This window comes from uncultured Campylobacter sp. (assembly GCF_938017615.1).
Lineage (GTDB): Bacteria > Campylobacterota > Campylobacteria > Campylobacterales > Campylobacteraceae > Campylobacter_B.
This window is the reverse complement of the sequence record NZ_CALIJA010000104.1, coordinates 1-21,407: the sequence shown is the minus strand read 5'-3', so window position 1 is coordinate 21,407 and position 21,407 is coordinate 1. Positions and strand designations below refer to the sequence as shown.

Annotated in this window: 21 protein-coding genes; 9 read left to right on the top strand and 12 right to left on the bottom strand. The window is 46.7% G+C overall.

Annotated elements, in window-relative coordinates; genetic code table 11:
- The first annotated feature begins 179 nt into the window (after window positions 1–179).
- The 4 genes from Q0620_RS05545 (at window position 180) to Q0620_RS05530 (ending at window position 4,668) form a co-directional block, all read left to right on the top strand.
- Entirely contained in the window at window positions 180–1,586 is a 1,407-nt protein-coding gene (locus tag Q0620_RS05545; RefSeq protein WP_005870686.1) for an aspartate ammonia-lyase, read from the top strand.
- Between the two features lie 286 nt (window positions 1,587–1,872).
- A complete protein-coding gene (locus tag Q0620_RS05540) occupies window positions 1,873–3,216 on the top strand; it encodes an anaerobic C4-dicarboxylate transporter (protein WP_297941806.1) in 1,344 nt (447 codons plus the stop codon).
- Window positions 3,217–3,500: 284 nt separating this feature from the next.
- On the top strand, window positions 3,501–4,028 hold the full coding sequence (locus tag Q0620_RS05535; protein WP_298783625.1) for an NAD(P)H-dependent oxidoreductase: 528 nt from the start codon (window positions 3,501–3,503) through the stop codon (window positions 4,026–4,028).
- 475 nt (window positions 4,029–4,503) lie between these two features.
- On the top strand, window positions 4,504–4,668 hold the full coding sequence (locus tag Q0620_RS05530) for a hypothetical protein (RefSeq protein ID WP_298783622.1): 165 nt from the start codon (window positions 4,504–4,506) through the stop codon (window positions 4,666–4,668).
- Between the two features lie 848 nt (window positions 4,669–5,516).
- On the opposite strand, the gene Q0620_RS05525 is transcribed toward Q0620_RS05530, so the two are convergent.
- The 7 genes from Q0620_RS05525 to Q0620_RS05495 all read right to left on the bottom strand — a co-directional run bounded on the left by Q0620_RS05525 (window position 5,517) and on the right by Q0620_RS05495 (window position 10,184).
- Entirely contained in the window at window positions 5,517–5,864 is a 348-nt protein-coding gene (locus Q0620_RS05525) for a hypothetical protein (RefSeq protein ID WP_298783620.1), read from the bottom strand.
- A gap of 36 nt (window positions 5,865–5,900) precedes the next feature.
- Window positions 5,901–6,200 (bottom strand): hypothetical protein, encoded by a 300-nt coding sequence (locus Q0620_RS05520; RefSeq protein ID WP_298783619.1) that lies wholly within the window; start codon window positions 6,198–6,200, stop codon window positions 5,901–5,903.
- 549 nt (window positions 6,201–6,749) lie between these two features.
- A complete protein-coding gene (locus Q0620_RS05515) occupies window positions 6,750–7,214 on the bottom strand; it encodes a tyrosine-protein phosphatase (protein WP_298783627.1) in 465 nt (154 codons plus the stop codon).
- 637 nt (window positions 7,215–7,851) lie between these two features.
- Window positions 7,852–8,307: a DIP1984 family protein gene (locus Q0620_RS05510; RefSeq protein ID WP_298783618.1), complete on the bottom strand. Its 456-nt coding sequence runs from the start codon at window positions 8,305–8,307 to the stop codon at window positions 7,852–7,854.
- Window positions 8,308–8,325: 18 nt separating this feature from the next.
- Window positions 8,326–9,006 carry a DUF799 domain-containing protein gene (locus Q0620_RS05505; protein WP_298783617.1) on the bottom strand — a complete coding sequence of 227 codons (681 nt, stop codon included), beginning with the start codon at window positions 9,004–9,006 and terminating at the stop codon, window positions 8,326–8,328.
- Window positions 9,003–9,497: a DUF4810 domain-containing protein gene (locus tag Q0620_RS05500; RefSeq protein ID WP_298783616.1), complete on the bottom strand. Its 495-nt coding sequence runs from the start codon at window positions 9,495–9,497 to the stop codon at window positions 9,003–9,005. Before Q0620_RS05500 ends, Q0620_RS05505 begins: the two co-directional genes overlap by 4 nt.
- 9 nt (window positions 9,498–9,506) lie before the next feature.
- Window positions 9,507–10,184, bottom strand: a complete 678-nt coding sequence (locus Q0620_RS05495) for a CsgG/HfaB family protein (protein WP_298783614.1) — start codon at window positions 10,182–10,184, stop codon at window positions 9,507–9,509.
- Between the two features lie 98 nt (window positions 10,185–10,282).
- On the opposite strand from Q0620_RS05495, the gene Q0620_RS05490 reads away from it, so the two are divergent.
- Both Q0620_RS05490 and Q0620_RS05485 read left to right on the top strand, forming a co-directional pair.
- Complete coding sequence (locus tag Q0620_RS05490; RefSeq protein ID WP_298783612.1) at window positions 10,283–10,963, top strand: response regulator transcription factor; 681 nt, start codon at window positions 10,283–10,285, stop codon at window positions 10,961–10,963.
- The gene (locus Q0620_RS05485; protein ID WP_298783609.1) at window positions 10,960–12,012 is read left to right on the top strand and encodes a HAMP domain-containing sensor histidine kinase; all 1,053 of its coding nucleotides are present in this window, start codon (window positions 10,960–10,962) and stop codon (window positions 12,010–12,012) included. Before Q0620_RS05490 ends, Q0620_RS05485 begins: the two co-directional genes overlap by 4 nt.
- On the opposite strand, the gene Q0620_RS05480 is transcribed toward Q0620_RS05485, so the two are convergent.
- Window positions 11,996–12,166: a hypothetical protein gene (locus tag Q0620_RS05480; RefSeq protein ID WP_298783607.1), complete on the bottom strand. Its 171-nt coding sequence runs from the start codon at window positions 12,164–12,166 to the stop codon at window positions 11,996–11,998. The genes Q0620_RS05485 and Q0620_RS05480 overlap by 17 nt on opposite strands.
- Window positions 12,167–13,160: 994 nt before the next feature.
- Between Q0620_RS05480 and Q0620_RS05475 the strand changes: the two genes are divergently transcribed.
- Window positions 13,161–13,847, top strand: coding sequence for a hypothetical protein (locus tag Q0620_RS05475; protein WP_298783606.1), 687 nt, complete (start codon window positions 13,161–13,163; stop codon window positions 13,845–13,847).
- A 64-nt stretch (window positions 13,848–13,911) separates the two neighbouring features.
- Here Q0620_RS05475 and Q0620_RS05470 read toward each other — a convergent pair whose 3' ends face one another.
- Entirely contained in the window at window positions 13,912–14,619 is a 708-nt protein-coding gene (locus Q0620_RS05470) for a hypothetical protein (protein ID WP_298783605.1), read from the bottom strand.
- A 643-nt stretch (window positions 14,620–15,262) separates the two neighbouring features.
- Between Q0620_RS05470 and Q0620_RS05465 the strand changes: the two genes are divergently transcribed.
- Window positions 15,263–15,892, top strand: a complete 630-nt coding sequence (locus Q0620_RS05465; protein WP_298783602.1) for a hypothetical protein — start codon at window positions 15,263–15,265, stop codon at window positions 15,890–15,892.
- Window positions 15,893–16,112: 220 nt separating this feature from the next.
- Here Q0620_RS05465 and Q0620_RS05460 read toward each other — a convergent pair whose 3' ends face one another.
- The 3 genes from Q0620_RS05460 to Q0620_RS05450 form a co-directional block, all read right to left on the bottom strand.
- The gene (locus Q0620_RS05460; RefSeq protein WP_298783600.1) at window positions 16,113–16,901 is read right to left on the bottom strand and encodes a sulfite exporter TauE/SafE family protein; all 789 of its coding nucleotides are present in this window, start codon (window positions 16,899–16,901) and stop codon (window positions 16,113–16,115) included.
- Window positions 16,902–17,020: 119 nt separating this feature from the next.
- Window positions 17,021–17,707, bottom strand: coding sequence for a hypothetical protein (locus Q0620_RS05455; RefSeq protein WP_298783598.1), 687 nt, complete (start codon window positions 17,705–17,707; stop codon window positions 17,021–17,023).
- A gap of 663 nt (window positions 17,708–18,370) precedes the next feature.
- A complete protein-coding gene (locus tag Q0620_RS05450) occupies window positions 18,371–19,795 on the bottom strand; it encodes an SPFH domain-containing protein (protein WP_298783596.1) in 1,425 nt (474 codons plus the stop codon).
- A 159-nt stretch (window positions 19,796–19,954) separates the two neighbouring features.
- Between Q0620_RS05450 and Q0620_RS05445 the strand changes: the two genes are divergently transcribed.
- Window positions 19,955–20,974 (top strand): ABC transporter substrate-binding protein, encoded by a 1,020-nt coding sequence (locus Q0620_RS05445; protein ID WP_298783594.1) that lies wholly within the window; start codon window positions 19,955–19,957, stop codon window positions 20,972–20,974.
- The last annotated feature ends 433 nt before the right edge of the window (window positions 20,975–21,407 follow it).

Here is a 21,407-nt window from a genome sequence, read left to right as displayed (position 1 = left end):
TTATTAAAGTGCAATTATACCTTAGTAGCGAATTCCAAAATATTTTTTAAGTAAAATTCTATTTAAATCCTTAAATAATCATACTAATTTCTAAATTTTAATTTTTCGTTACGTTTTAAGCTACTTTTAATACTAAAAGCTTTAAAATTCCATTAACAATTTCAACGAAAGGACTTATTATGGCAAAGACCAGAAAAGAACACGATTTCATCGGTGAATTAGAAATTTCCGACGATTTTTACTACGGTGTGCAAACATTTAGGGCACTAGAGAACTTCCACCTAAGCGGACGAGCACTCAAGGACTATCCGTTTTTTATCAAAGCATTTGCACAAATCAAAAAAGCAGCTGCGCTAGCCAATAAAGAGGTCGGAGTCCTAGACGCACAAAAAGCCGATGCGATTGCAAAAGCTTGCGATAGGCTCATCGCAGGAGAGTTTAGAGATCAATTCGTAGTCGATATGATCCAAGGCGGCGCCGGAACTTCGACGAATATGAATACCAACGAGGTCATTACCAATATAGCTTTGGAGAGCATGGGGCATAAAAAGGGCGAATACCAATATCTCCATCCAAACGACCACACAAATTTGGGTCAAAGCACTAACGATACCTATCCTAGCTCGATCAAAGTCGCCGCTTACGCCAAGCTAACCGATCTATTAAAAGCTATGGAAAATTTGAAAAAAGAGCTTGAAGTTAAAGCCAAAGAATACAAAGATGTCATCAAAATGGGAAGGACGGAGCTTGAGGATGCCGTCCCTACTACTCTTGGAAATACTTTCAACGCTTTTGCTACCTACATCAAAACCGATATCGCGCTTATCAAAGCCGCTAGAGAGTCGATGACTTACCTAAATATGGGCGCTACGGCGATCGGCACGGGTATTAACTGCCATCCTGATTACAAAAACGTAGTCGAGAAAAAACTGGGCGAAATCACCGGCGTTAAATTTAAAGCCGCAGAGGACTTCATCGCCGCCACACAAGACACTGCGGACTTCGTCCACGTTAGCGGCGCGTTAAAAACAGCAGCCGTCCGCCTAAGCAAAATCGCAAACGACCTACGTCTTATGAACTCCGGTCCTAGATGCGGACTAGGCGAAATCGAGCTTCCTAAGATGCAACCGGGCAGCTCCATCATGCCGGGCAAAGTAAACCCAGTCATCGCCGAGGTCGTAGGCGAGGCTTGCTACGAGGTAATCGGCAACGACGTGACTATTATGCTTTGCTCCGAGCGCGGAGAATTCGAGCTTAATGCGTTTGAGCCTGGCATCGCATATGCGCTATTTAACTCGATTGTGCTTTTGGAAAATGCGATGAATACACTAGCTGAAAAAGCTATCAAACATCTAAAGGCAAATCCTGAAGCTTGCCTAAAATCGGTGCTAAATTCTGTCGGTATCGTTACTGCATTCAATCCTTACATCGGCTACGAAAAATCCGCAAGTATCGCCAAAGAGGCACTTCAGACCGGAAAATCCGTCGGCGAAATCTGCTTAGAGCGCGGATATTTGAAAAAAGAGGAGATCGATAAGATCCTAGAGCCTAAATCTATGCTCAACCCACATATGAGCAAAAAATAGTTCCAAACTAGGTGCGGCGCGGAATTTCGTCGGTTAATTTAATAGGCGAAATTCCGCAAAGTAGAATTCTAAATAGATAAAATTGATCGTGCAGAATTCCGTAGATGCAGAATTTTATCAAGTTAGATTTAGCTTCCGTGGAGTAAAATTCCACTTGCGAAATTTTAGGATAAAATTCCGCATAGAATTCCGACCACTGAATTATAAAGATAATTCGGATTTTACCTGCTGAAATCTTTAGAATTCTGCGCGCCGTTAAAAAAATTACTTTATAAGGAGTTTTGCAATGGACTTTATGGTGATATTGCAATTTATCGTGTTGCTCGGCGGCATCTACTTAGGCGTTAAGCTAGGCGGCATGGGCGTCGGTTATGCAGGTGGCTTGGGCGTCATCGTCCTAGCCATTTTGGGCATGAAGGTGGAATTTAAAGATATTCCAGTTGACGTTATCTTGATTATCGCATCGGTAATCTCTGCGATTACGGCGCTACAAGTCGCGGGTGGACTTGATTATCTAGTTCAGGTGGCATCTAAAATTTTGCGCAAAAACCCAAAGCAGATCAACTACCTAGCGCCTATCGTTACCTATCTACTTACGATACTAGCGGGCACCGGACACACTGCATTTTCTATGATCCCGGTTATCGTCGAGGTTGCGAAGACTCAGAACATCAAACCTTCCGCTCCTCTTGCGCTTTCGGTCGTTTCATCTCAGGTCGCGATCACGGCAAGCCCTATTTCGGCAGCATTCGTCGCCATGAGTGGTCTTTGCGAGAAGCTAGGCGTTAGCTATCCTAAGCTTTTGTTTATCTGCATCTCAACTACTTTCGTAGCTATGCTGATTACATCCTTTATCGTAAATAAATTCTACGATCTCGATCTTTCAAAAGACCCTGTTTATAAAGAGAGACTTTCAAAAGGTCTTGTAGCCGAGATCAAAGCCGAGGAGTATAAAGAGCCGAAGCCTTACGCGAAAAGATCGGTTGCTATATTTGCTATCGGCGTTTTGATCGTCGTTTGCTATGCGCTTGCGATCTCAAAGAGCGTCGGCTTGGTAGAAAAACCGATCCTTTCAAGAGATAGCGCAATCATCAGCTTTATGCTAACTATCGGCTTTCTTATCGCTGTTTTGTGCAAGATCGATACGGGCAAACTGCTCTCTACTAGCACTTTCCAAAGCGGTATGAATGCGTGCATCTGCGTCATCGGTATCGCATGGCTCGGTACTACTTTTGTTAACGGTCACATCGATAGCATCAAAGAGGTAGCTAAAAACGTCGTTACGCAGTATCCTTTCGTACTAGCCGTCGCGCTATATTTCCTAAGCTGCTTGCTATACTCGCAGGCTGCGACCACAAAGGTTATGATGCCTGCCGTTGCCGCTGCGCTTGGAATGACCAGCCCTGAAAATTCAGGTCAAATTTGGATCTTAGTCGCATCGTTCGCAGCCGTTTCGGGCTTGTTCGTGCTCCCTACCTATCCTACGACGCTCGGCGCTATCGCTATGGACGATACCGGAACGACCAGAGTCGGTAAATTTGTATTTAACCACTCATTCTTCCTTCCAGGAACCATTATGGTTGCGCTTTCGGTTGCTCTAGGATTTATCGTAGCTCCTGCACTAATCTAAGATTAGTATTCCTTTCATTTGCGCCGAATTTTTCGGCGCATTTTTCATACCATTTAAAATTTTTAATACAATCTAATAGATAAAATTCTATCGATTTTGGGGCCTGCCGTATTTACTTATAAATTTAACTTCTAATCGCATGCAAAAAACTACAAGCCTGCCAGTATTATTTGAGTGGAAGTAAAATTTCATTTGAAATTTCATACCCATATTATGCTGGATGATAAATCAAAATTTCAGCCAAAAAAACATATAATGTAAGAAATTTAAAACAAGGATAAAATATGAAAAATCTCATCATCATCGCTCATCCCGATATGGCAAGCTCGCACGCAAACAAGGCGTGGCGCGAGGTAGCCAAAAAGCAAGCGGATAAATTTGATATTCACGAAATTTACGCCGCTTATCCGAACGGCAAAATAGACGTAGCGCGCGAGCAGGAGTCACTTTTAAGCCACGATAAAATTATCATTCAGTTTCCACTTTATTGGTATAGCTATCCGCCGCTTTTAAAGCAATGGTTCGACGATGTATTTGCCTACGGCTGGGCTTACGGCAGCACCGGCGACAAGCTAAAAGGTAAAGAATTCGCCCTAGCGATCACTATCGGCGACGAGCGAAACAACTATAAAAAAGACGGCACGATCGGATTTGACATAGAGGAAGTTATCACGCCTTTTAAATGCGCGATGAATTTTACAGGCGCCAAGCTGCTGCCGTGCCACTTCGGCTATGGATTTTCATTTCATCCAGATAGCGAATATATCGCAAAAAGTGCAGAAAAATACAAAGAATTTTTAGCAAAATTTTAAAATTTACAAAGGCAAAATCGCTTTTTTAGTCGCGAAATTTTATTTTAAAAAGTGGCGGATGAAGATCGTCTCGTTTCATCCGCACTGCTTGGTACGATTCCTGCATCGCTATTTTTGCGTTGCACACGCAGCCTGCTGACATAATCCCCCACCCTTTTGATCGTAAATTTTACTCCACCTCCCCAATGGCGCACAATTTACGTTAAAATTTATAAGAAATTGCCGTATGAAGCATGCTTTAGTACAGCCATATAAAAATCAGTGAGCATAAAATTTTACCTAAAAATTTGCACCCTCTCGCAATAATACTCGTCTTAAATTTACATAAGATGTTAAAAAACTATGCATGTCCCGTCGTAGCTACTGCTTCAAACTCTCCGCTAAATTAATTAAATGTGTAAAGTCGCGCGTTCACTATAACGCTACCGGACTTGTATGCGCTGTATATGAGCCTGCCAAGCCCATCCTCATTAATGTGTCAAAACAGCAATCACTCGTCTTGCTAGAAACGCATCAGCCAGCAGGTATCAAAGAGAGCTGCTGCGAAAGCGGTGCAAAATACGATACTTCCACGCCTAGCTGCTTAGTGCTTGCTGCTCTGCGAGTGCAAGCCCAAGATCCAAAAAGAGATTTAAAGTAAAGTAGCGCCTGCCACCCTACGCGCGTGCAGATAGCTCAAAGCTGCCAAAAAGTTTGCGCTCACTTCGCCACTGAGCGCAATTTGCCTATTGCACAGTTATTAATGCTTTCAGATTTCAACCTGTTCGCTTTTACTTTCCGTCTTTTAAATGCTTGCGCGCAGCTAGCTGCAAAGACGTATTCGCTGGATATACCTTGTAGCTCGCCCCCCATGCCCTCTATAAAAATCCGTCGTAATTTATGCGGATATTTGACAGAAGGATTGTTTGGATGCTATCTTTCATACGAAGCCTAAAGCGCTACGCTGATACAGATGCTCGCGCCGTTTTTCTCGCTCTGTGCGCGCTGCCTACACACGCTGCCATCGCAATTTTCTCTGATACGATACTTAAAGATAACTCATCACCAAAACTACCGAAAAGCTTTTAGCCTTGTTTTTTCTGCTTTAGAATTTAGTCTCAATCAGTTCTTTTCTAATAAACCGACAGAATTTCCATGCTTTGATATAACCCATCCACGAGGAACTTAGCTAAATTTATTTGAATTCCTAAAGACACGGCAACTTACATCGCACCCGCATTTCAGATCACTGCGAAATTTCGTCGCTACATTGTAAAGAGTTAAATTCTATCAGGTAGATTTATTAAAAATTTTAAGAGCAGTAGAAGTAGTAATAGATGATTAATGCTTTTCTATATGGATACCGCCGCCATTAAATTTTAACCAAAAAGCACCCCTTAAATTTGTACTCTTTAAATTAGCCAGCAAAAGCTTAAATTTCACAAGGTTTCCTGTGAAAGCAAACCCCGCAATACTTCATTAAGCAGCGCAAAAAAGCCGCTTTAAATTTTATCCCGCGACGCGATTTACCCAGATCAAAAACTCATCGCTTGGGTTCTCGTCGTCCAAATGCGCGGGAGTGACGAGATCAAGCGCGGTCTGCGGGATCGTCGTTTTGAACGTCTGTGTTACCCACTGCTGAAATTTCAGGTTTGGATGCACGATAAAATCGTCCTCCTCGCTGTTTGGCGGCGCACTAAAATCCTCATCCCAGCAGATCTCATCGTATCCGATCGCGAGCAATCGCAAAAAATCTAGCCCGTTGCGAGCCAAAACGCAGGTCATGCTCGAGCCTGAGCCAGAGCCCATATGCACGATCTTCGTCTCGCCCGCATCGTCCAGCCACAGCGCGCACATCGAGCCCTCCGAGCCGCTGCCTGCGAATACGCAAAGCTACTGCTTGATCTCCGCGGCAAGCTCGCGATCCTCGCCGTAAAACCAATACCTTAACTCCTCGTCGCGATTTTTCGGCTCATCCGTGAAAAATACGATGTCCGTGCCGCCCTCGCGCTCATCGTCGCTCCAGCTCTGCTGCAGCCGATCTTGCGGGTAGAGATAGCCGCGTCTGCGCCCGCCCGCGTCGTCATAAAAGCCGTTTGCTTCGATCCACGCATAAAGCGTCTCAAGTTCGCTCGGCACGCGCATGCCCTGCGGTAGCGCCTCGCGCAGCTGCACTAGTAATAAATTTTCCACGATCGCTCCTTTTGTTAAATTTGCCGCTCGAATTTTACTGCGTTTCGGCTAAATTTACGGATATTTTATCTGATATTTGCGGACGTTTAACGTGCTCAGTCGCCGCAAGCGCAAATCAAGCTCTAAATTTAGCCGATTTGATTATGATACGCACGCGGCCGTGTGAGCACATATTTGAAAAAAGGTATGAGAATTTTTAGTAGAAAAATGCGTAAAATTTTACGACTTAAATTTTACTATTTTAAGGCCTCTTTGCTTTTTTGTAGAAATTTACGGTTTTAAATTTAGCTCGCCACAAAGAGTAAAATTTTGACGAGCGATACCTATAAATTTAAAATTTCCCGCGCCTTTTGCTTGCACGCCTCAAATTTTTGCTCAAATTCCGCGCGTCTTTGCAGCTCGTTTTTTGCCCCCCCCATTTTGGTGTATCTCGAGCCTCGCCCTAGAAAATATACGTAGCTCGTATTCTAAAATTTCGTTATAAACGGCACTTTGTCATTATTAAATTTACAAATTTTGCCGCCGTTTGACGGACGGGCGAAATTTCGTCTAAATTCCAAGCTCGGCTCTTACGAGCGCTTCGTTTTGCGGCGTCAAAAAGCCCGCGATATCCTGCCACATCGAGTGAAAGCCGTATCCGCCGTCTATCATCTCGCTGCGTGCGGCGTCCAGGCTCCAGCCCTGATAGATCACGCGGTACATCGCCACCACAAGCCCCGTGCGATCGGCTCCGTGATAGCAGTGCACGAGCACGGCGCCCTCCTTTTGGCGCTCGCGAATGGTGCGCAAAACGTCCGCGATCTGCGCGGGCTTTATCTCCCAGCTTTGAAGCGGCTTATTTGTGAGCCAAAATTGATCCCCAAACGCCCTTTTATCGCCGCCTCTGCTAAAATGACGCAGATTTACAATGCTTTTTATGCCAAGCTCATGCAGCTTTGCAGCGTAGCTTCCATCAAGCTGAGCGCTGCGAAACAGCAGCTCGTCCACGCGGTAGAAATTTTTCGCTTCGTCGATGGGGGTTGCTTTTTGCGATGAGTTTGTGCTGTGCGCTGCGGTATCTGCGCTTTTAAAATGCGTGTCTTTAAATTTGGCGTCTTTTGCGTCCGCGAGATTTAGCTCCGCGCCGCTCGTTTTTCTAAAATTTATGGAATTCGCTTATATCGCTAGCTCTGCATTCATGTCGGTCGCAAAGAAAAATGCGGCCGCTAGCGCAAGGGTTTTAAATTTCAAATTTCATCCTTTAAATTTGGCTAAATTTTATGATTTTTGTAAAATTTGACGCCAGACGGGCCAAATGCAAAATAGCAAGCGCGCCTTAATTTAACGCAAAATTTGAGCGTCAAGGCCGCTCAGATCGCCGCTAAATTTTACTGCAAGCCCGCAAGCCGCGCCGCAAAAATCAAAATTTCGTTTTAAATTTCCCCGTTCCCGCCCTCGGTATCGCTAGATCAGTACGCGGTAGTTACATTGCGTAGTTACATTGCCCCTGTAAATTTACTGAAAATAAATCGTAAAAGGGGTGCACCCGTTTCCGCGAGCGCTGCCATAAACCTGCTTCGCAGGTGAGTTTTGTACTCGCCTCTTGCGATACTTACCCGAAATTTTATCTTTTTGCGAAATCCTTTCAAATTTCGCCGCTAAATTTGACGCTTTAGTCGATCAGATCGGTTTGCCAGTTCGCGCTTTGCAGCGTCGTATCAAGCTGTCTGATCTGTTTTGCTAGCTCATCCACCTGCTTTTGCAGCGCCGCGACATCGACCGTGCTTAGGATTTTAATCTCGCTGCGCGAATAAATTTCCACTTTTTGCGCAGAAGCTTGCGCGAAAGCCCGCAGCGCGCCCGCTTTTAGTGTGAGTACGTCGCGTTTGGCGATTAGCTCGGTGAGACTCTTGCCGTCCGCTTTTGCGGTGCAGTTGGTTAAATTTATCCGAACGATTAGTCGCTCAAGCTCGCTTGTGAGCGCGTCTAGCTCGGCTAGCAGCGCCTTTGGCTCTTCGCTGGGTTTCTCGCCCTCTTGCACCTTCGCGTTGTCTGCGAGCCTTGATTTTAGCTGCTCGATGCGTTTTTGTATGTCGGCGCGCAGTATCAGCGCCTCGGCTAGTTTCATTTTCGTCCTTTTTAAAATTTATTTGCCGCTATTTAGCTGCCGATCTTGTCCGTAGTGCGGTGAATACGGACCGTATAGCAAGCATTTGTTGCAGTTTTGGCCCAGCAGCATCGCATCTGCGCTCGCAGAGAGCTTATATCCCGCGTCGGAGACGGTATCACCGATCTGTTTGATGACCGCGGAGATCAGCATTCCTACAAGATCGCTACTGCCTCTGCTTGAGTCGTCGCTTACCTGCGCCGAGCCCTCCCAGAGCGTCGCGCCGCTTCGCAGATCCACGAGCTTGGCATTGACCGCCACGACGCTTACGCTATTTAGCAGCATATACGAAGTGCCGTATTTGACGACGTCCATGTATAACACGGCGTCTGCGCCGAAAATTTGCCTTAGCTTGTGCGCGGAGACGTTTTGGATCTCGCTCACCTCGTAAATTCCGTTATTTTTAAAGGTCTCATGCACGAGCGCAGGCGAAAATACATAATACCCGGCCTCGCTTAGCGGATAGATCGCGTTGGCGAGCACGGCAGCACCTGCATCCACTTCGGTTGTTTCGTTGCTCGGCATCAGCACCAAAATCGATCTCGGCTTAGCCTGCTGAAGCGCCGAGTAGTCGTAAATCTCGGGCTGCGAGCTTGCACACGCGCTAAAAAACAGCGCCACGAATACGCTAAAAATCGCTATTTGAGCTTTATTTTTCATTTTTTAGCCTTTTTATTCGTTTTGCCGCCCTGCTTCGTGGCAGCTTTGCCTTGCTTTGCAGAGGCTATTTTGGCGGCTTCGCGTCCGCTTGATCCTTGGGCTTTATCGGCGCCGGGCTTGGCTGCAGCCTCAGCTTTTTTAAGCGCGGCGGGGTTTGTAACGAAGGTCAAAAACGGTTTTGATTCAGGGAAAGCCTGAGCTTCTTTTTCAAAGTTCTCTCTCGCCCTCGCGCCGTTACCCGCGCTTAGATATAAAAGCCCCAGATGCGAATAAAGCCCCGGCGGGACTTTTAGCCCCTTTTCGTATGCCTTTTGGATAGATTTTTCAAGCGCTTCGATCTGCTCGCCTACGTCGCCTTCCTGCTTTAGATACTGATAGGTCGAGTCCGTGTAGCTGCCGTCCCAGTAATAAATTTGATTCCGGCTCCCGCCGCCGCAGCCGCAAAAGATCACGGCCGCAGCAGCAAGAGCAAAAGCGCTACCTGCTTTCAAATTTTATCCTTATCTTAGTTTAAACGCGCCGTTTTCAAGGCCGTTTACGAGATTATTGACCGCTTCGATGATCGCTAGGCTTAGCACCTTGCCGTTTAGCGTTGAATCATAGCCCGCAGTGCCGCCGAAACCTAGCACTTCGCGATTTGACAGCTCGTACTCGCCCGCACCCTGGGTCGAAAAGACCACCTCGGACGTTCTGACGTCAACGATGTTTAAATTTACTTTAGAATACGCGGTTTGGGTCTTTCCCTTGCCTAAAATTCCAAACAGCTGATGATCTCCGGTCGTCTTGCGGCCAAACTCAGTCACGTCGCCGGTGATAACGTATCTGGCGCCTTTTAAGTTTTGTGCGCTTTTGGAGATTGCGCTTTCCTCTTTGATGGCGCGCATATTCGTGCGATCAAGCACCGAGAAACGTCCTGTTTGTTGTAAGCTTGAGATCAAAATTGTCTGCGCTTGGTTGCCCAGTCTGTCCTCCCCGTCGGAGAACACCCCGTTGTTGTAAGAGGATTGGTTGTTAAAGCGTCCTACCGATACGGCGATCCTCTCGCCAGAGTAATTGGTATTTAGACTCGCTACCGTAGGGGTTTGCACTACGCGAGAGCTTTCTTTCGCGCATCCGCTAAATAGCGCCAGCACCGAAGCCGCAATAACGGCAACCGATATTGTTTTTTTGAAATTCATTCTTTACTCCTTGAAAAAATTTACGTATAATATCTCATTGTTTCTTAAAATTTTATGTATAAATTTAAGTGCATAAATTTATCAAAACGGGAGCGATGATGCTTAATATTTTACTAGTCGAAGACGACGAGGCTTTGAGCTCGGCGATAAGAGAAAAGCTGCTTGATGAGGGCTTTAGCGTGAGCTGCGCCTTCGACGGCGAGCAGGCGGCAGAGGCGTTAGACGAGGCGCACTTCGATCTGATCATCTCGGACGTGATGATGCCTAAGATGGACGGCTTTGAGCTTAGCAGATACGTTAGGCGCGACGGCAAGAGCCAGCCGATACTGATTATAACGGCAAAAAGCGAGATCGAGGATATGCAGACGGGCTTTAAAAGCGGTGCGGACGATTATATGAGTAAGCCGATAAATTTAAAAGAGCTCGTGCTGCGCGTGCATGCGCTGCTAAGGCGCGCAAAGATCGCAAACGAAAAGCGGCTACTCATCGGCGGAAGCGAGCTTGACTACGATACGCTAAGCGTCCGCTCCGAGGGCGAGCGGATAAGCCTGGCGCCGAAGGAATTTCGTCTTTTGTTTCTGCTGCTAAGCTATGCGGGTAAAATTTTTACGAGGTTTGAAATAATGAGCGAAATTTGGGGTTACGAGACGGACAGCGACGAGCGCGTCGTCGATACGCACATCAAAAAGCTACGGGCGAAATTTGAAAATTCCAAAGATTTTGAGATAATCACCGTGCGCGGGCTCGGCTACAAAGCCGTAAAAAAGGAGCGAGCGTGAAAAAATACCTCATCAGCCTCAAAAGCTTCATCGCGTTTTACTCTTCGCTCGCATTCGGCGTGATAAATTTCATCGTCTGCTTTGCGGTTTGCATGCTTTTTTACATAGGCATTGACGGCAAGATCGGCGGGTTTTGGGACGGAGTGGCGCTATGCGCGATCATCTGCTTAATCACGATGGCGCTAAATTTTACCCTGCTTTACTTCGGGCTTAAAATTTTATTCCACCCGATCAAGCGGCTACTAGGCGCGATTACCGCGATCGCAAACGGCGATTTTGAGGCGCGCGCCGAGCGCAAGATACATAGGCGCCGCACTGATTACCTCTATATGCACGAGCTGGACGAGCTTGTAGTAAACGTCAATAAAATGGCGCAGAAGCTGCAAAAGCACGAGCAGCTGCAAAAGGAGTTCGTCTCAAACGTCTCGCACGAGATGAAAACGCCGATCTCCTCAATCGCCGCGTTAAGCGAGATGATAGAGGGCGGCGTGAGCGAGGAGCGCGCGGTGCGATACGCAGCCTCCATCGGCGCGGAAGCAAACCGCCTAAGTAAGCTCTGCACCGACATGCTAAAGCTAACGAGACTTGATAGCGGCGCGGCGATCCGCCTAGATGAAGCGGTACGTATCGACGAGCAACTGCGACAATGCATCATATCGCTAAGCCAAAGCTACGAAGGGCACGAGTTTGAGCTAGATTTATCGCCGCTTAGCGTGCGATCAAACGCGGGACTGCTAAATCAAATTTGGCGAAATTTGATCGAAAATGCGCTTAAGTACTCGCAGTCGAGCGGTAAAATTTTCGTTTGTTGCTGCGCTTGCGATGGCTTTGCGCAGGTGAGCATCAAAGACGAAGGCATCGGCATCTCGCGCGAGAAGCTGGATAAAATTTTTGACCGATTTTATCAGTGCGAGGAATCGCACAAAGAGCTTGGCAGCGGGCTTGGGCTTAGCATCGTACGCAGAGCGCTCGATATTTTAGGCGGGCGGATCGAATACGAAAGCGAACCCGGCATCGGAACCGAGGCGCGCGTTAAAATTCCGCTTTAAATTTCAGATCAAGACGGTACGGATGAGCTGCGTCTTGCAATTCGTAGCTCGCCGTAAAATTTCGCCCCACAGGCGAAGTCGCGCCGATGCAAGCTTTGATGATACAAGCTTTGACGACGTAAAAAAGCGCGGGTGTGTCGCGCGCCGCATTCACATAAAATTCTGCTTTAAATTTTATATCGATTTGCCGCGGACGCCTCGCGCGCCGCGACGAGGTCGGAATTCTGCTTTAAATTTACCGCGCGCTGCGACTTTGCCGCCCTTTACGACTTTGCCGCGCATTACGGCGGACGGCAGGCTCGCTTAAATTTGCCACGCCTTAACGCAGGTAGCTGAATTTTGCCTGAAATCTGCCGTCATCTCGCACTTTACGACAGGCGGTAAAAATTTTGCCGTAAATTTTAAAAGACACATTAAGAACACAATCACCTTATATAATCCCGCCCATAGATCGATCGGGCACGCCTCTAGCGGTCCGAGTCTGGCAAATAATAAAATTAAAAACAAAGGAGAAGCGATGAGTAAGGCCGTACTTCACTCGGTGCTAGCGATAGAAGCCATTTTATGGGGGCTTTTATCGGCTGTGATTATAGGTGCGTAAATTTTACGCTTTGAGCTAGGCGATCTGCCGAAATAATTTATAAAATTTACGAAATTTGCGCCCCGCTTCGCATCTGCTGCGAAAAAGGGCGCACTCTCGCCAACTATAAATCAAAATTTTAATCCACCCGCCGCCTGCTGCGTAAACCATGCTGCGTGCAAATCCATACCGCAAGCAAACCTCGCTGTGTGCAACCTCGCCGTGCACAAACCCGCCGCCGCGGATAAGCCGGCTGCGCAACTAAAAATCGAATAAAATTTTAAATGCTACGAGCGGACGGACGAGCTAGTTGATGCTCCATTTCATCCGCGAATTTTGCAATATGTGCTTGCCTGCAAACAGCTTGCGATAGGAAAGCTAATTTAAGCAACGTAAATTTTAAAATATGCAGCCTAGCTCCAAGCGCGCAAATTTACGCCTTTGCCTCTAAGCGATTTTTAAAAGCTCTCGAGCTAAAATTTATCCCGATTTAAGATCAAATTTAAACCGGTCGGCGAAGATTTTACGAAAGATGCCGCAAGCGGCGAAAATTCCAAAGGAGCCTAGCGTGAAAAGATTGATAAATTTCCTCGGGCGCATTTGCACGGATCTGCTTACAGGTAGAGCGCTGCTGCATCCGATCCTGCTTACGGCTGTATTTTTAGCGGCGAAATTCGGCACGCTATATGTCATAGATGAAAAAATTTTAGGAAGCGGCTATGATTTGGGGATATTTGGGGAATTCGCTTATTACATATTTTTCGATTTTGTCGCAGGCGCCTTTTTTATAATACTTTGTGCGCACGTCATCTACGCAACATCTAAAGTCCAATCACTTAAAATTTTACGCAAAATTCTGCTCGCGGTAATCTTAGCATCCTGCGCGCTGGGTTATTTTGCTTCAGACATAAACTACCAAAAACTAGGCGTCTTTGAAGCCTTTTTGATCGCCTCGCTAATTTGCATTTGCATCTATTTGGTCGCAACCGAAATATCAAATGACCACTCAAACGCGGTATTTTGGGGTTTTGCTTATGTTCTTAACTACATAGGTGCCTTATTTGTAATATTTCATGCGCAAGCCGCCGACATCGTAGCCGTCATTTTAATAATCCTCTGTCCGCTCGCGTGGGCGTTTTATTTCAAATACGAATTTCAAAAATCGCTCGCAAAAGACGCCGCAAGCAATGATGAAATTTTAAATAGTGCAAGCGGCGATAAAATTTCAGAAAGCAAAGCGCGCGCGGAGAGTTAAATTTATCAAATTCCACCGCAAAGGGCTAAATTTACAAAATTTCGCCAGGATTAAATTCTAAAATTTACCGCGCGACGCTTTTATCCGTATCCTCGATCACCTCTTCCACGAAACGGGCTGTATCAATTAGCTTAAAGCCCCACACTTTGGGATCTGCTGTGATCTCATCATAAAAATATTCCAAATTTCTCGCAGGAGCGAGCATTCCTAATGCAAATGGAGCTAGTTTTATTTTGCCGATCTTTTTTAGATGCGGCAGCAGCTCCTTTAAATCCTTATGATTAAACCAGCAGTCCGTTCTAAGAAACTCGCCGTTTTTCGAGCCTGCGATCTTGCTTTTTAAAAAATCGTCCATTCCGGGCGGCTCTTTTTGCAGCACTCTGGTGCAGGCCAGATGATACTCCAGCTTGCGTGGCGTTTGATCTACCGCCGAGACAAAACAAACGCCGTATCCCTGACGCATCCGGATAGACAAAACGTCGCCCTCCTCAAAATATGGCGTTTTTTGCTTCGAAATTTTGGGCCGTTTAAGCGGTCTAGGGTTTTCGCTTTTTAGCTGAAGCGCCAATTTATCAAGCGCCTTTTGGCGGCTCTTTTGAGATTTTTCAAAGACCTTATTCCACATTTCGCTTGCGCCGCCTTTTATGATAGCAAGGGCTTTTTTGCGGATTTCATCATTTAAAAAGCCGATCTTCCAAAGCGAATACGCTAGGGCCGTCCAATAAATCTCGCTATAAAGCTCATCGGTGCAGAAATTTTCCGCCTGCGCCAAAACATCTTACAGTATCGATTCAACATCTTCGCCGTCCTTGTATCGCTCGGTGATAGTCAAATATATATCGTATCCATCGTCGCTGTCGATAATTTTTACCCCGTCTATCGCCATTTTTTCTCCTTTATTTTGATCTTTTCTCTGCCGATTTCGCTGAGCCGAATTTTATTAAAATTTGAGCGCTTAAAAGATAAATCGCCATTGAAATTTCGCTTTAACGGCGGCAAGCTTTGCTTATAAATACAGCGCCGCCCAGTTTATAAAATTTAACTAGCTCAAAATTTGGATGAATTTTTAAAATTTCACTCGCAAGAGCGGCTATCTACCAAATTCAGGCTTTCAGACATTCTTAAATTTTAAGCTTTTCTCTTGGGGGTGGAAGGGGTTCTACTTGCGAAGCGTCGCCTTCCTTTGCTTCGGCACTGCCTCGCAACTGCAAGTAAACCAGCCCCTAAAAACACCACCATCCTCTCATCGCGCGCTGTATATTTTCAAAGTAAAATTTACGCTTGTAGCAGCGCTGCGCCAAGCTAGCACGTCTTTAAGTTTGACGAATTTATTTAAACAAACGCAGTAAAATCCGAGCGTAAAATTTAACGGAGTAAATTTTACTTTGCATCAAAGCGCGAATCTAGGAGCCAAAATGCCAAAAATCGTAATTTTTTTCAAATGCGTCTGCACAGATATTTTCGCGGGCAGGGTCTTGCTACATCCGATTTTACTTACGGCTGCGTTTTTAGTGGCTAGATCCGGCGCGTTTTGGCTGATAAATAACGCAATATTTGGCCTCGGTTACGACTGGGGTTTTCTGGGCCACGGCTTCTTTTTAATGTTTTACCACTTTATCATAAATGCGTATTTTTTAGTATTTTGCTCCTATATGCTATTTAGGGCTTCTTTTGCGCGCTGGCTCAAATTTATCTGGCTGGTGCTCGCTATTTTTATACTTATAGGCTGTATTTACGGCTATTTTGACGCTCATATAGACCGCCAAAAAGAAGGGGGATTCGTCGGCTTTTTTATCGCATCTTTAGTTGCGATTTGCGCTTATGTTCTAGTAATAACGATTGAGTTAAAAAGTTTCCTACCGATCGCATACACGGTCGTTTATCTGATTAGTTTTTCCGCCTCGATATGGATAGTTTTTAATACGCAAGGAAATTACACTACAATGGTTTTAAATATCCTTTGCCCGCTTGCGTGGACGTTTTATTTTAAATACAAATTTAAAGGAACACTTGCTAAAAACGCCGAAAACGAGAGTAAAATTTAAAGTAGAAAGTCGGACAAATTTGGAGATTTAGCAAGTTAAATTTTCACTTCGTCTGCAAATCCGTCAAATTCAGGATAAAATTTTACTACCCAAATTTTAGCTGTGATCAAAAATACGCAAGCAAAAAAAGCTATTTTGCGTTAAAGTCCTCAAATTTAGTCGGTAAATTTCGCTCCAAAGGGCGGTTTTAAACGCCGATGTTTGACTAAATTTAGAAATCTTAAAAACTAGCCAAAAGATCCGAAACCCAAAATCCAAGCCGTGCCAAAAGTCCTAAGTCTAAAAATTTATCTATCGTTATACAAAGTATCGTGACGATAAGTGCGATCATCCAGCGCTTTTGAGCCTTTTTGCCGATCTTGTGCGAGGTTTTGACGCCCGCGTAAACGCCCGCTAGCGAGCCGACGCCGAGTAACGCGCCGATCTTATAGTACACGAGCCCGTGCGCGGCAAGACTAATAAAGCCCGCGCTTGAGGAAAATATCACGAAAAATAGCCCCGTGCTGACGGCCTTTTTGATGTCGTAGTTTAAAAAGCTGATCAAAATAGGCATCACGAATACCGCGCCGCCGATACCCACGCTGATCGCCACGGCGCCGACAAGCAGCCCCACGATAAAGAGCAAAATTTTAGATTCGTTGGCCTCGCCGGTGGGCTCGGTCGGGGTTTTGAAGAGTTTGATTAAATTTATGATCTGCACCAAAATGAGCGTGCCCAGAAGGAATTTCGACGAAAAATAGCTTACGATAAAGCCACTACTAAGCGCGCCGCAAAAGCCCCCGAGCCCCAGCACTAGCGCCGGCGCGACGTCGAGCATTTTGCTTTTAAAATTTACGAACGAGCCGAAAATCGAGCTGAAGATCATCTGCATGATGCTGATGCCGATGGCGTACTTGACGTCGTAGCCGAAGAGCATCATCACGGGCACCACGACCGTGCCGCCGCCGATGCCGAAAAATCCGCTGATAAAGCCTACGCAGGCGCCGATTAAAATGTATTCAAAAAACATCCGTATTCCTTATTTCAGCCCATTTGGTCTCTCTAAATTCCGCTTTTTGCGGCTCGTAATTAAATTTTACTGTTTTGCGAGTCTTTAAATTTAAGCACAAAATTTAGTAAATTTAAAGCTTATAGTCGTTTTGCTTCGCGCATCCATTCGCGGTATTGCTCGCGCGAAATTTTTACTTTTTCATATCGCAAGGCGTCCGCGCGGAAGCATTTCAGGCTCAGTTCATTACCCTCAAAGCCCGCAAAATCAGCCTGCTCGTAGATGTCGTAACCGCCCCGTATGCAGTCTAAAACGTCTACATATCTCTGCTCTTCGCTCATCGGCTCGGCAAAGCTCACCAAATGCACGCCGTTTGGAGCCGCCCAGTAGCAGCCGTCCACGGCCAGCGCGTCCCAACCCCGCAGATAGTGCACGCCGTCCCAAATGAAGCTCTCCTTGCCGTCTAGCCAGGCGTCCGGCACGAAGCGCATGATCTGCGCTGAGGCTAGATCAAGCACGCTGCTGTAGCCGTATAGATCCTGGCGAAAAACGAGGTAAAATTTGCCGTCTGCGTGGCGGATCAGGCTAAAAAATTCCGCCCGATCGTCTATACAGCGCCAGCTTTTTATCTGCGTTTTGTGAGTATCAAACAGCGTGTATTCGCCGCCGCTGAAGCTTGTCGCGCCGAGCCTATATGCGTCCTTTACGATCTCATATCCGCCGCTTAAATTTATCGTTTGACGCCGGGTAAAATTTCGCCCCTCGAAAAGAGTTTCCGCCTGCTTGATGCGCGCTTGGTACTGCGCGGAATTTACGGCGTTTGCCATCGTGCGCTCCTTAAAATTTCATGCAGGCGGGTTAAATTTTATGCTATTTGCGCTGCCTCAAACGGCTCGCGCTTCTTAAAATTTCATGCGAACCGAATAAATTTAGCCTCGCTAGTCGGTAAAATTTGAACGTTGGCGGCAGAACTCAAGCATTTGGCGGCAACCTACAACTACTAAGTGCAATCCGTGAGCGCTATGCACCCGCGCCTAAATTTTAAATCTCACCTTGCCAATTTTTTAAAATTTACCCGCAGTTTCGGCGCTCTGCGAATACTTGCGATACCGCACCGCCTTTAAATACTCGCACACAAGGACCTGAAATTTTACGAGCATTTAAAATTCCGCGGCGTTTAAATTTCACGACGTTTTAAATTCCAGCGAAATTCGAAATTTCGCGAGTATTTGAAATTTCGCAACCTTTAAATTCCACTAGCGTTTTAAATTTTATCCAAGCGCAGACAGCCAAACCGCTCGAACGGGCGGACCGCTCAAATTTGCTCACCCGCGCGGTGCCGCTAGCTATCACTCAAAATTTACTCCCCAGAATTTTGCTCCTATCAAGAGCGCAATAATCTCGCCACCAGCTATTACTCAAATTTACTTTCGTTACAGCGCCGCTAGCGTATAAATTTAAAATTTTACTCGCCCAATACGCTGCGAATATTACTCGGATTTATCCCCCTCCTTGGCGCCCGAAATTTTTTCCAGCACCTTTTTGCCGACCTCGCTTTGATTTAGCGCTTCGAGCATCGCGGCTAGCTGCGTGCCGCCCTTGGCGCTTAGAATTTCGCCGAATTTACTCATCCCCTCGCCTACGCTGCCTTCGTTTGCGATGATCTTAAGATCCGCCGCGCTTAACGCCTTGGCCTGCTCCAGGCCGATGTCGCGGTTCGCTTCGATCTGTTTGATCGAGATCAGATAGGTCTGGTATCCCTGATTTTCGCCGATCTCGCGCGCGAGCTCGATCTGTGCGTTTACAGGCGCGAGCTCTTTTAGCCTAAGCGCCTCAGCCTCTGCAGAGCCTATCTTTAGCGTACCCTGCGCTTCTTTATCCTTCATCTCCAAAAGCGCCGCGGCGGCGAGAAACTGCTTCTCTTTATCGCCCTGCGCTACTAAAATTTGATTTTCCTTGATCGCTTCGGCGTCGCGGATTTTGGCGTTTTTGCGCGCTTCGGCGTCGATCTCGATCTTGCGCTGCTCCTGCTCGGCTTTTACGATCTCCACTTGCTTTTTGATCTCGGCCTGCTTGACGTCGTTTACCCGCACGACCTCCATCGCCTTTTCCTGCGTGATCTTTTGCTGATCCTTGATGAGCTGCTCGGCCTGCTCCTTTGAGATCGCGACTTCGCGCTCGTTTTCGACGGTCTTAAGGCCCACCATCTTATTGGCTTCCTGCTGGCGCACTTCGGTTGCCTGCGCGGCTTCGATCTCGGCGATTTGAGCGAGCTTGGTGTTGTTTGCGACCTCGACGCGGCTTTCCTTTTCGATCTGGGATTTTTTCTTCTCCATGATGTTTAAGATGACCTTGCTGCCGCTGCTATCTCGGATATCCATCAGCTCAATGTTTTTAACGGGCTCGATACCCCAGTTTTGCAGCTGCGTCTTTACCGCCTTGGTAAAATCATCTCCGAGCTCGGAGCGGATCTGCAAGATGTCCTCAAGCACGCGGCTTGAGAGGATCGAGCGGATCGAGCCTTGAATGATGTTTGTGAGCTGATTGTTCAAATCTTGAAAATTATTGACGCGTTGTGCGGCTAAATTTGAATCCACGATCCTAAAAAACGCTGTAATATCGACTACGAAAGGAAGCCTGCCTAGATCATACGCCTCGTAATCCTCGATCTTGATACTAAAGACCGAGACCGGCAAAACGATCTTCGTAACGCCCAGCGCCGGCACCCAGCTCGGGAATTCGTAGTAGCTGTTGCCGTTGCCGGTATCTTTGCCGTAGCTCGTCGTCTTACGCGCGCTCTGGACGATATGCACTTCGTTCGTCTCCACTATGCGCCTGAAAAACAGAGGCACGATGATAAAAAGCGCGATTAAAACCCCGGCGGCGGCGCCTATTAAATACAAAATTTCATCCATTTTCTCTCCTTTAAAAATGCTAAATTTAAAATGGATTATATAAAAATTTACTTTGAAAAATAATAAATAATCGCGGCGACAGCGGTTAAAATTTACGGAATTTTAATGAGGTTTTTTGTAATATCGCAGCGTATATTTCAATACCTTTTAGGAGAAAAAATGAAAAAATTTTTACTACTGCTTTTGGCGGGCACGCTTTTTGCGAGCGCAGCAGAGCTTAGAACTATCAAGGATATGGACGGAATCGAGGTCAAAATCCCCGCAAAAGTTGAGCGCATCGCGGCACTCTGGCACTCGAACAATCAAATTTTACTAGCCCTAGGAGGAGCGGACAAGATCGTCGCCACCACCGATAACATCAGCAAAAACGCATGGTTTCTTAAAATTTATCCGCGCCTGGCGCAGATACCCGTGCTGCTAAAAAATAACGACGTAAATTTAGAGGAGCTGATGAGTCGTAATCCCGACGTAGTCATCATCTCAACCGCGCTGGCGGGCGAAAATTTAGCTAAGCAGGGCTTTACCGTTTTAAAGGCATCCTTTAGCGACTACGAGCAGATGAGGCGCAGCATCAGGATGTGCGGCGATATGCTAGGCGGCGACGCACCGCAAAGAGCGAAGGATCTGATCTCAAATTTAGATAAAAATATCGCTTTGGTTAGCGGCCGCACCGCAAATTTAAGCCCCGATAAGCGCCCGCGCGTCCTTCACATCGTAGATGGAAGCGATCTTTTAAAGATCGACGGCAAGGGCACGCTGATCGATTCTTGGATAGAGCTAGCCGGCGGTACGAACGCGATCACCGCCACCAAAGGCCCTATGAAGACTATCACCGCCGAGGAGATCATCGCGAGCAACCCACAGATCATAATCGTGGGCGGCGATCACAACGAAGATGCGGTAGAGAAGATCAAATCCAGCCCGATCTACAGCGGCACGGATGCGGTCAAAAACGGGCGCGTTTACGGCAATCCGCGCGGGGTTTTCAACTGGGATCGATACGGGGCGGACGCGGTGCTTCAAATTTTATGGGCGGCAAAAACCATCCAGCCCGAGCTATTTGCCGACATCGACGTAAAGGCCGAAACGAAAGCGTTTTATAAAAAATTTATGAATTACGAGCTCAGTGATACGGAATTTGGCTATATCTTAAAAGGACTCAATCCAGAGGGTAAATAGCGCGCGGCACCAAACGAACGGCGTCAGTGCTACACCTAGCAGGCAGCATCTGTGCCGAACGCTCATCGTGTAGTAGGCGGCGGATACATCGGCACAGAATGTTTCATTGTGCGGCGGCACATCGGCGCCGAGCAGACTGCCTGTCCTATCTCGACACCGAATATACAAATCGTCAGTCATACGGGCGAGCGTCGATCGTATCGTCAAAACAAGCGCCGCTATCTCGCATTTTGGCGCGTTGAAGTGCGGATGCCGTCCACATAAAGCGCAGATCCCATCGTTGCTCGGCGCGTCGATACCTAAATGACGGCGTCGCTATCGTATTGCCTTACCGAAGCGACATCCCTAACGGGCGGCGTGCCGAGCAAAGAGCGCGCCGAATAAGCGGTGCGAGGCGGAGTAAAATTTAAATCCGCGGCGGGTGAAAAAGGAC

Coding starts and splice junctions, on each gene's coding strand:
- Q0620_RS05445 (WP_298783594.1), top strand. CDS start 19,955: ATGAAAAAATTTTTACTACTGCTTTTGGCGGGCACGCTTTTTGCGAGC.
- Q0620_RS05535 (WP_298783625.1), top strand. CDS start 3,501: ATGAAAAATCTCATCATCATCGCTCATCCCGATATGGCAAGCTCGCAC.
- Q0620_RS05490 (WP_298783612.1), top strand. CDS start 10,283: ATGCTTAATATTTTACTAGTCGAAGACGACGAGGCTTTGAGCTCGGCG.
- Q0620_RS05465 (WP_298783602.1), top strand. CDS start 15,263: ATGCCAAAAATCGTAATTTTTTTCAAATGCGTCTGCACAGATATTTTC.
- Q0620_RS05540 (WP_297941806.1), top strand. CDS start 1,873: ATGGACTTTATGGTGATATTGCAATTTATCGTGTTGCTCGGCGGCATC.
- Q0620_RS05545 (WP_005870686.1), top strand. CDS start 180: ATGGCAAAGACCAGAAAAGAACACGATTTCATCGGTGAATTAGAAATT.
- Q0620_RS05505 (WP_298783617.1), bottom strand. CDS start 9,006: ATGAAAAATAAAGCTCAAATAGCGATTTTTAGCGTATTCGTGGCGCTG.
- Q0620_RS05460 (WP_298783600.1), bottom strand. CDS start 16,901: ATGTTTTTTGAATACATTTTAATCGGCGCCTGCGTAGGCTTTATCAGC.
- Q0620_RS05495 (WP_298783614.1), bottom strand. CDS start 10,184: ATGAATTTCAAAAAAACAATATCGGTTGCCGTTATTGCGGCTTCGGTG.
- Q0620_RS05525 (WP_298783620.1), bottom strand. CDS start 5,864: ATGTGCGCGCTGTGGCTGGACGATGCGGGCGAGACGAAGATCGTGCAT.
- Q0620_RS05510 (WP_298783618.1), bottom strand. CDS start 8,307: ATGAAACTAGCCGAGGCGCTGATACTGCGCGCCGACATACAAAAACGC.
- Q0620_RS05455 (WP_298783598.1), bottom strand. CDS start 17,707: ATGGCAAACGCCGTAAATTCCGCGCAGTACCAAGCGCGCATCAAGCAG.
- Q0620_RS05450 (WP_298783596.1), bottom strand. CDS start 19,795: ATGGATGAAATTTTGTATTTAATAGGCGCCGCCGCCGGGGTTTTAATC.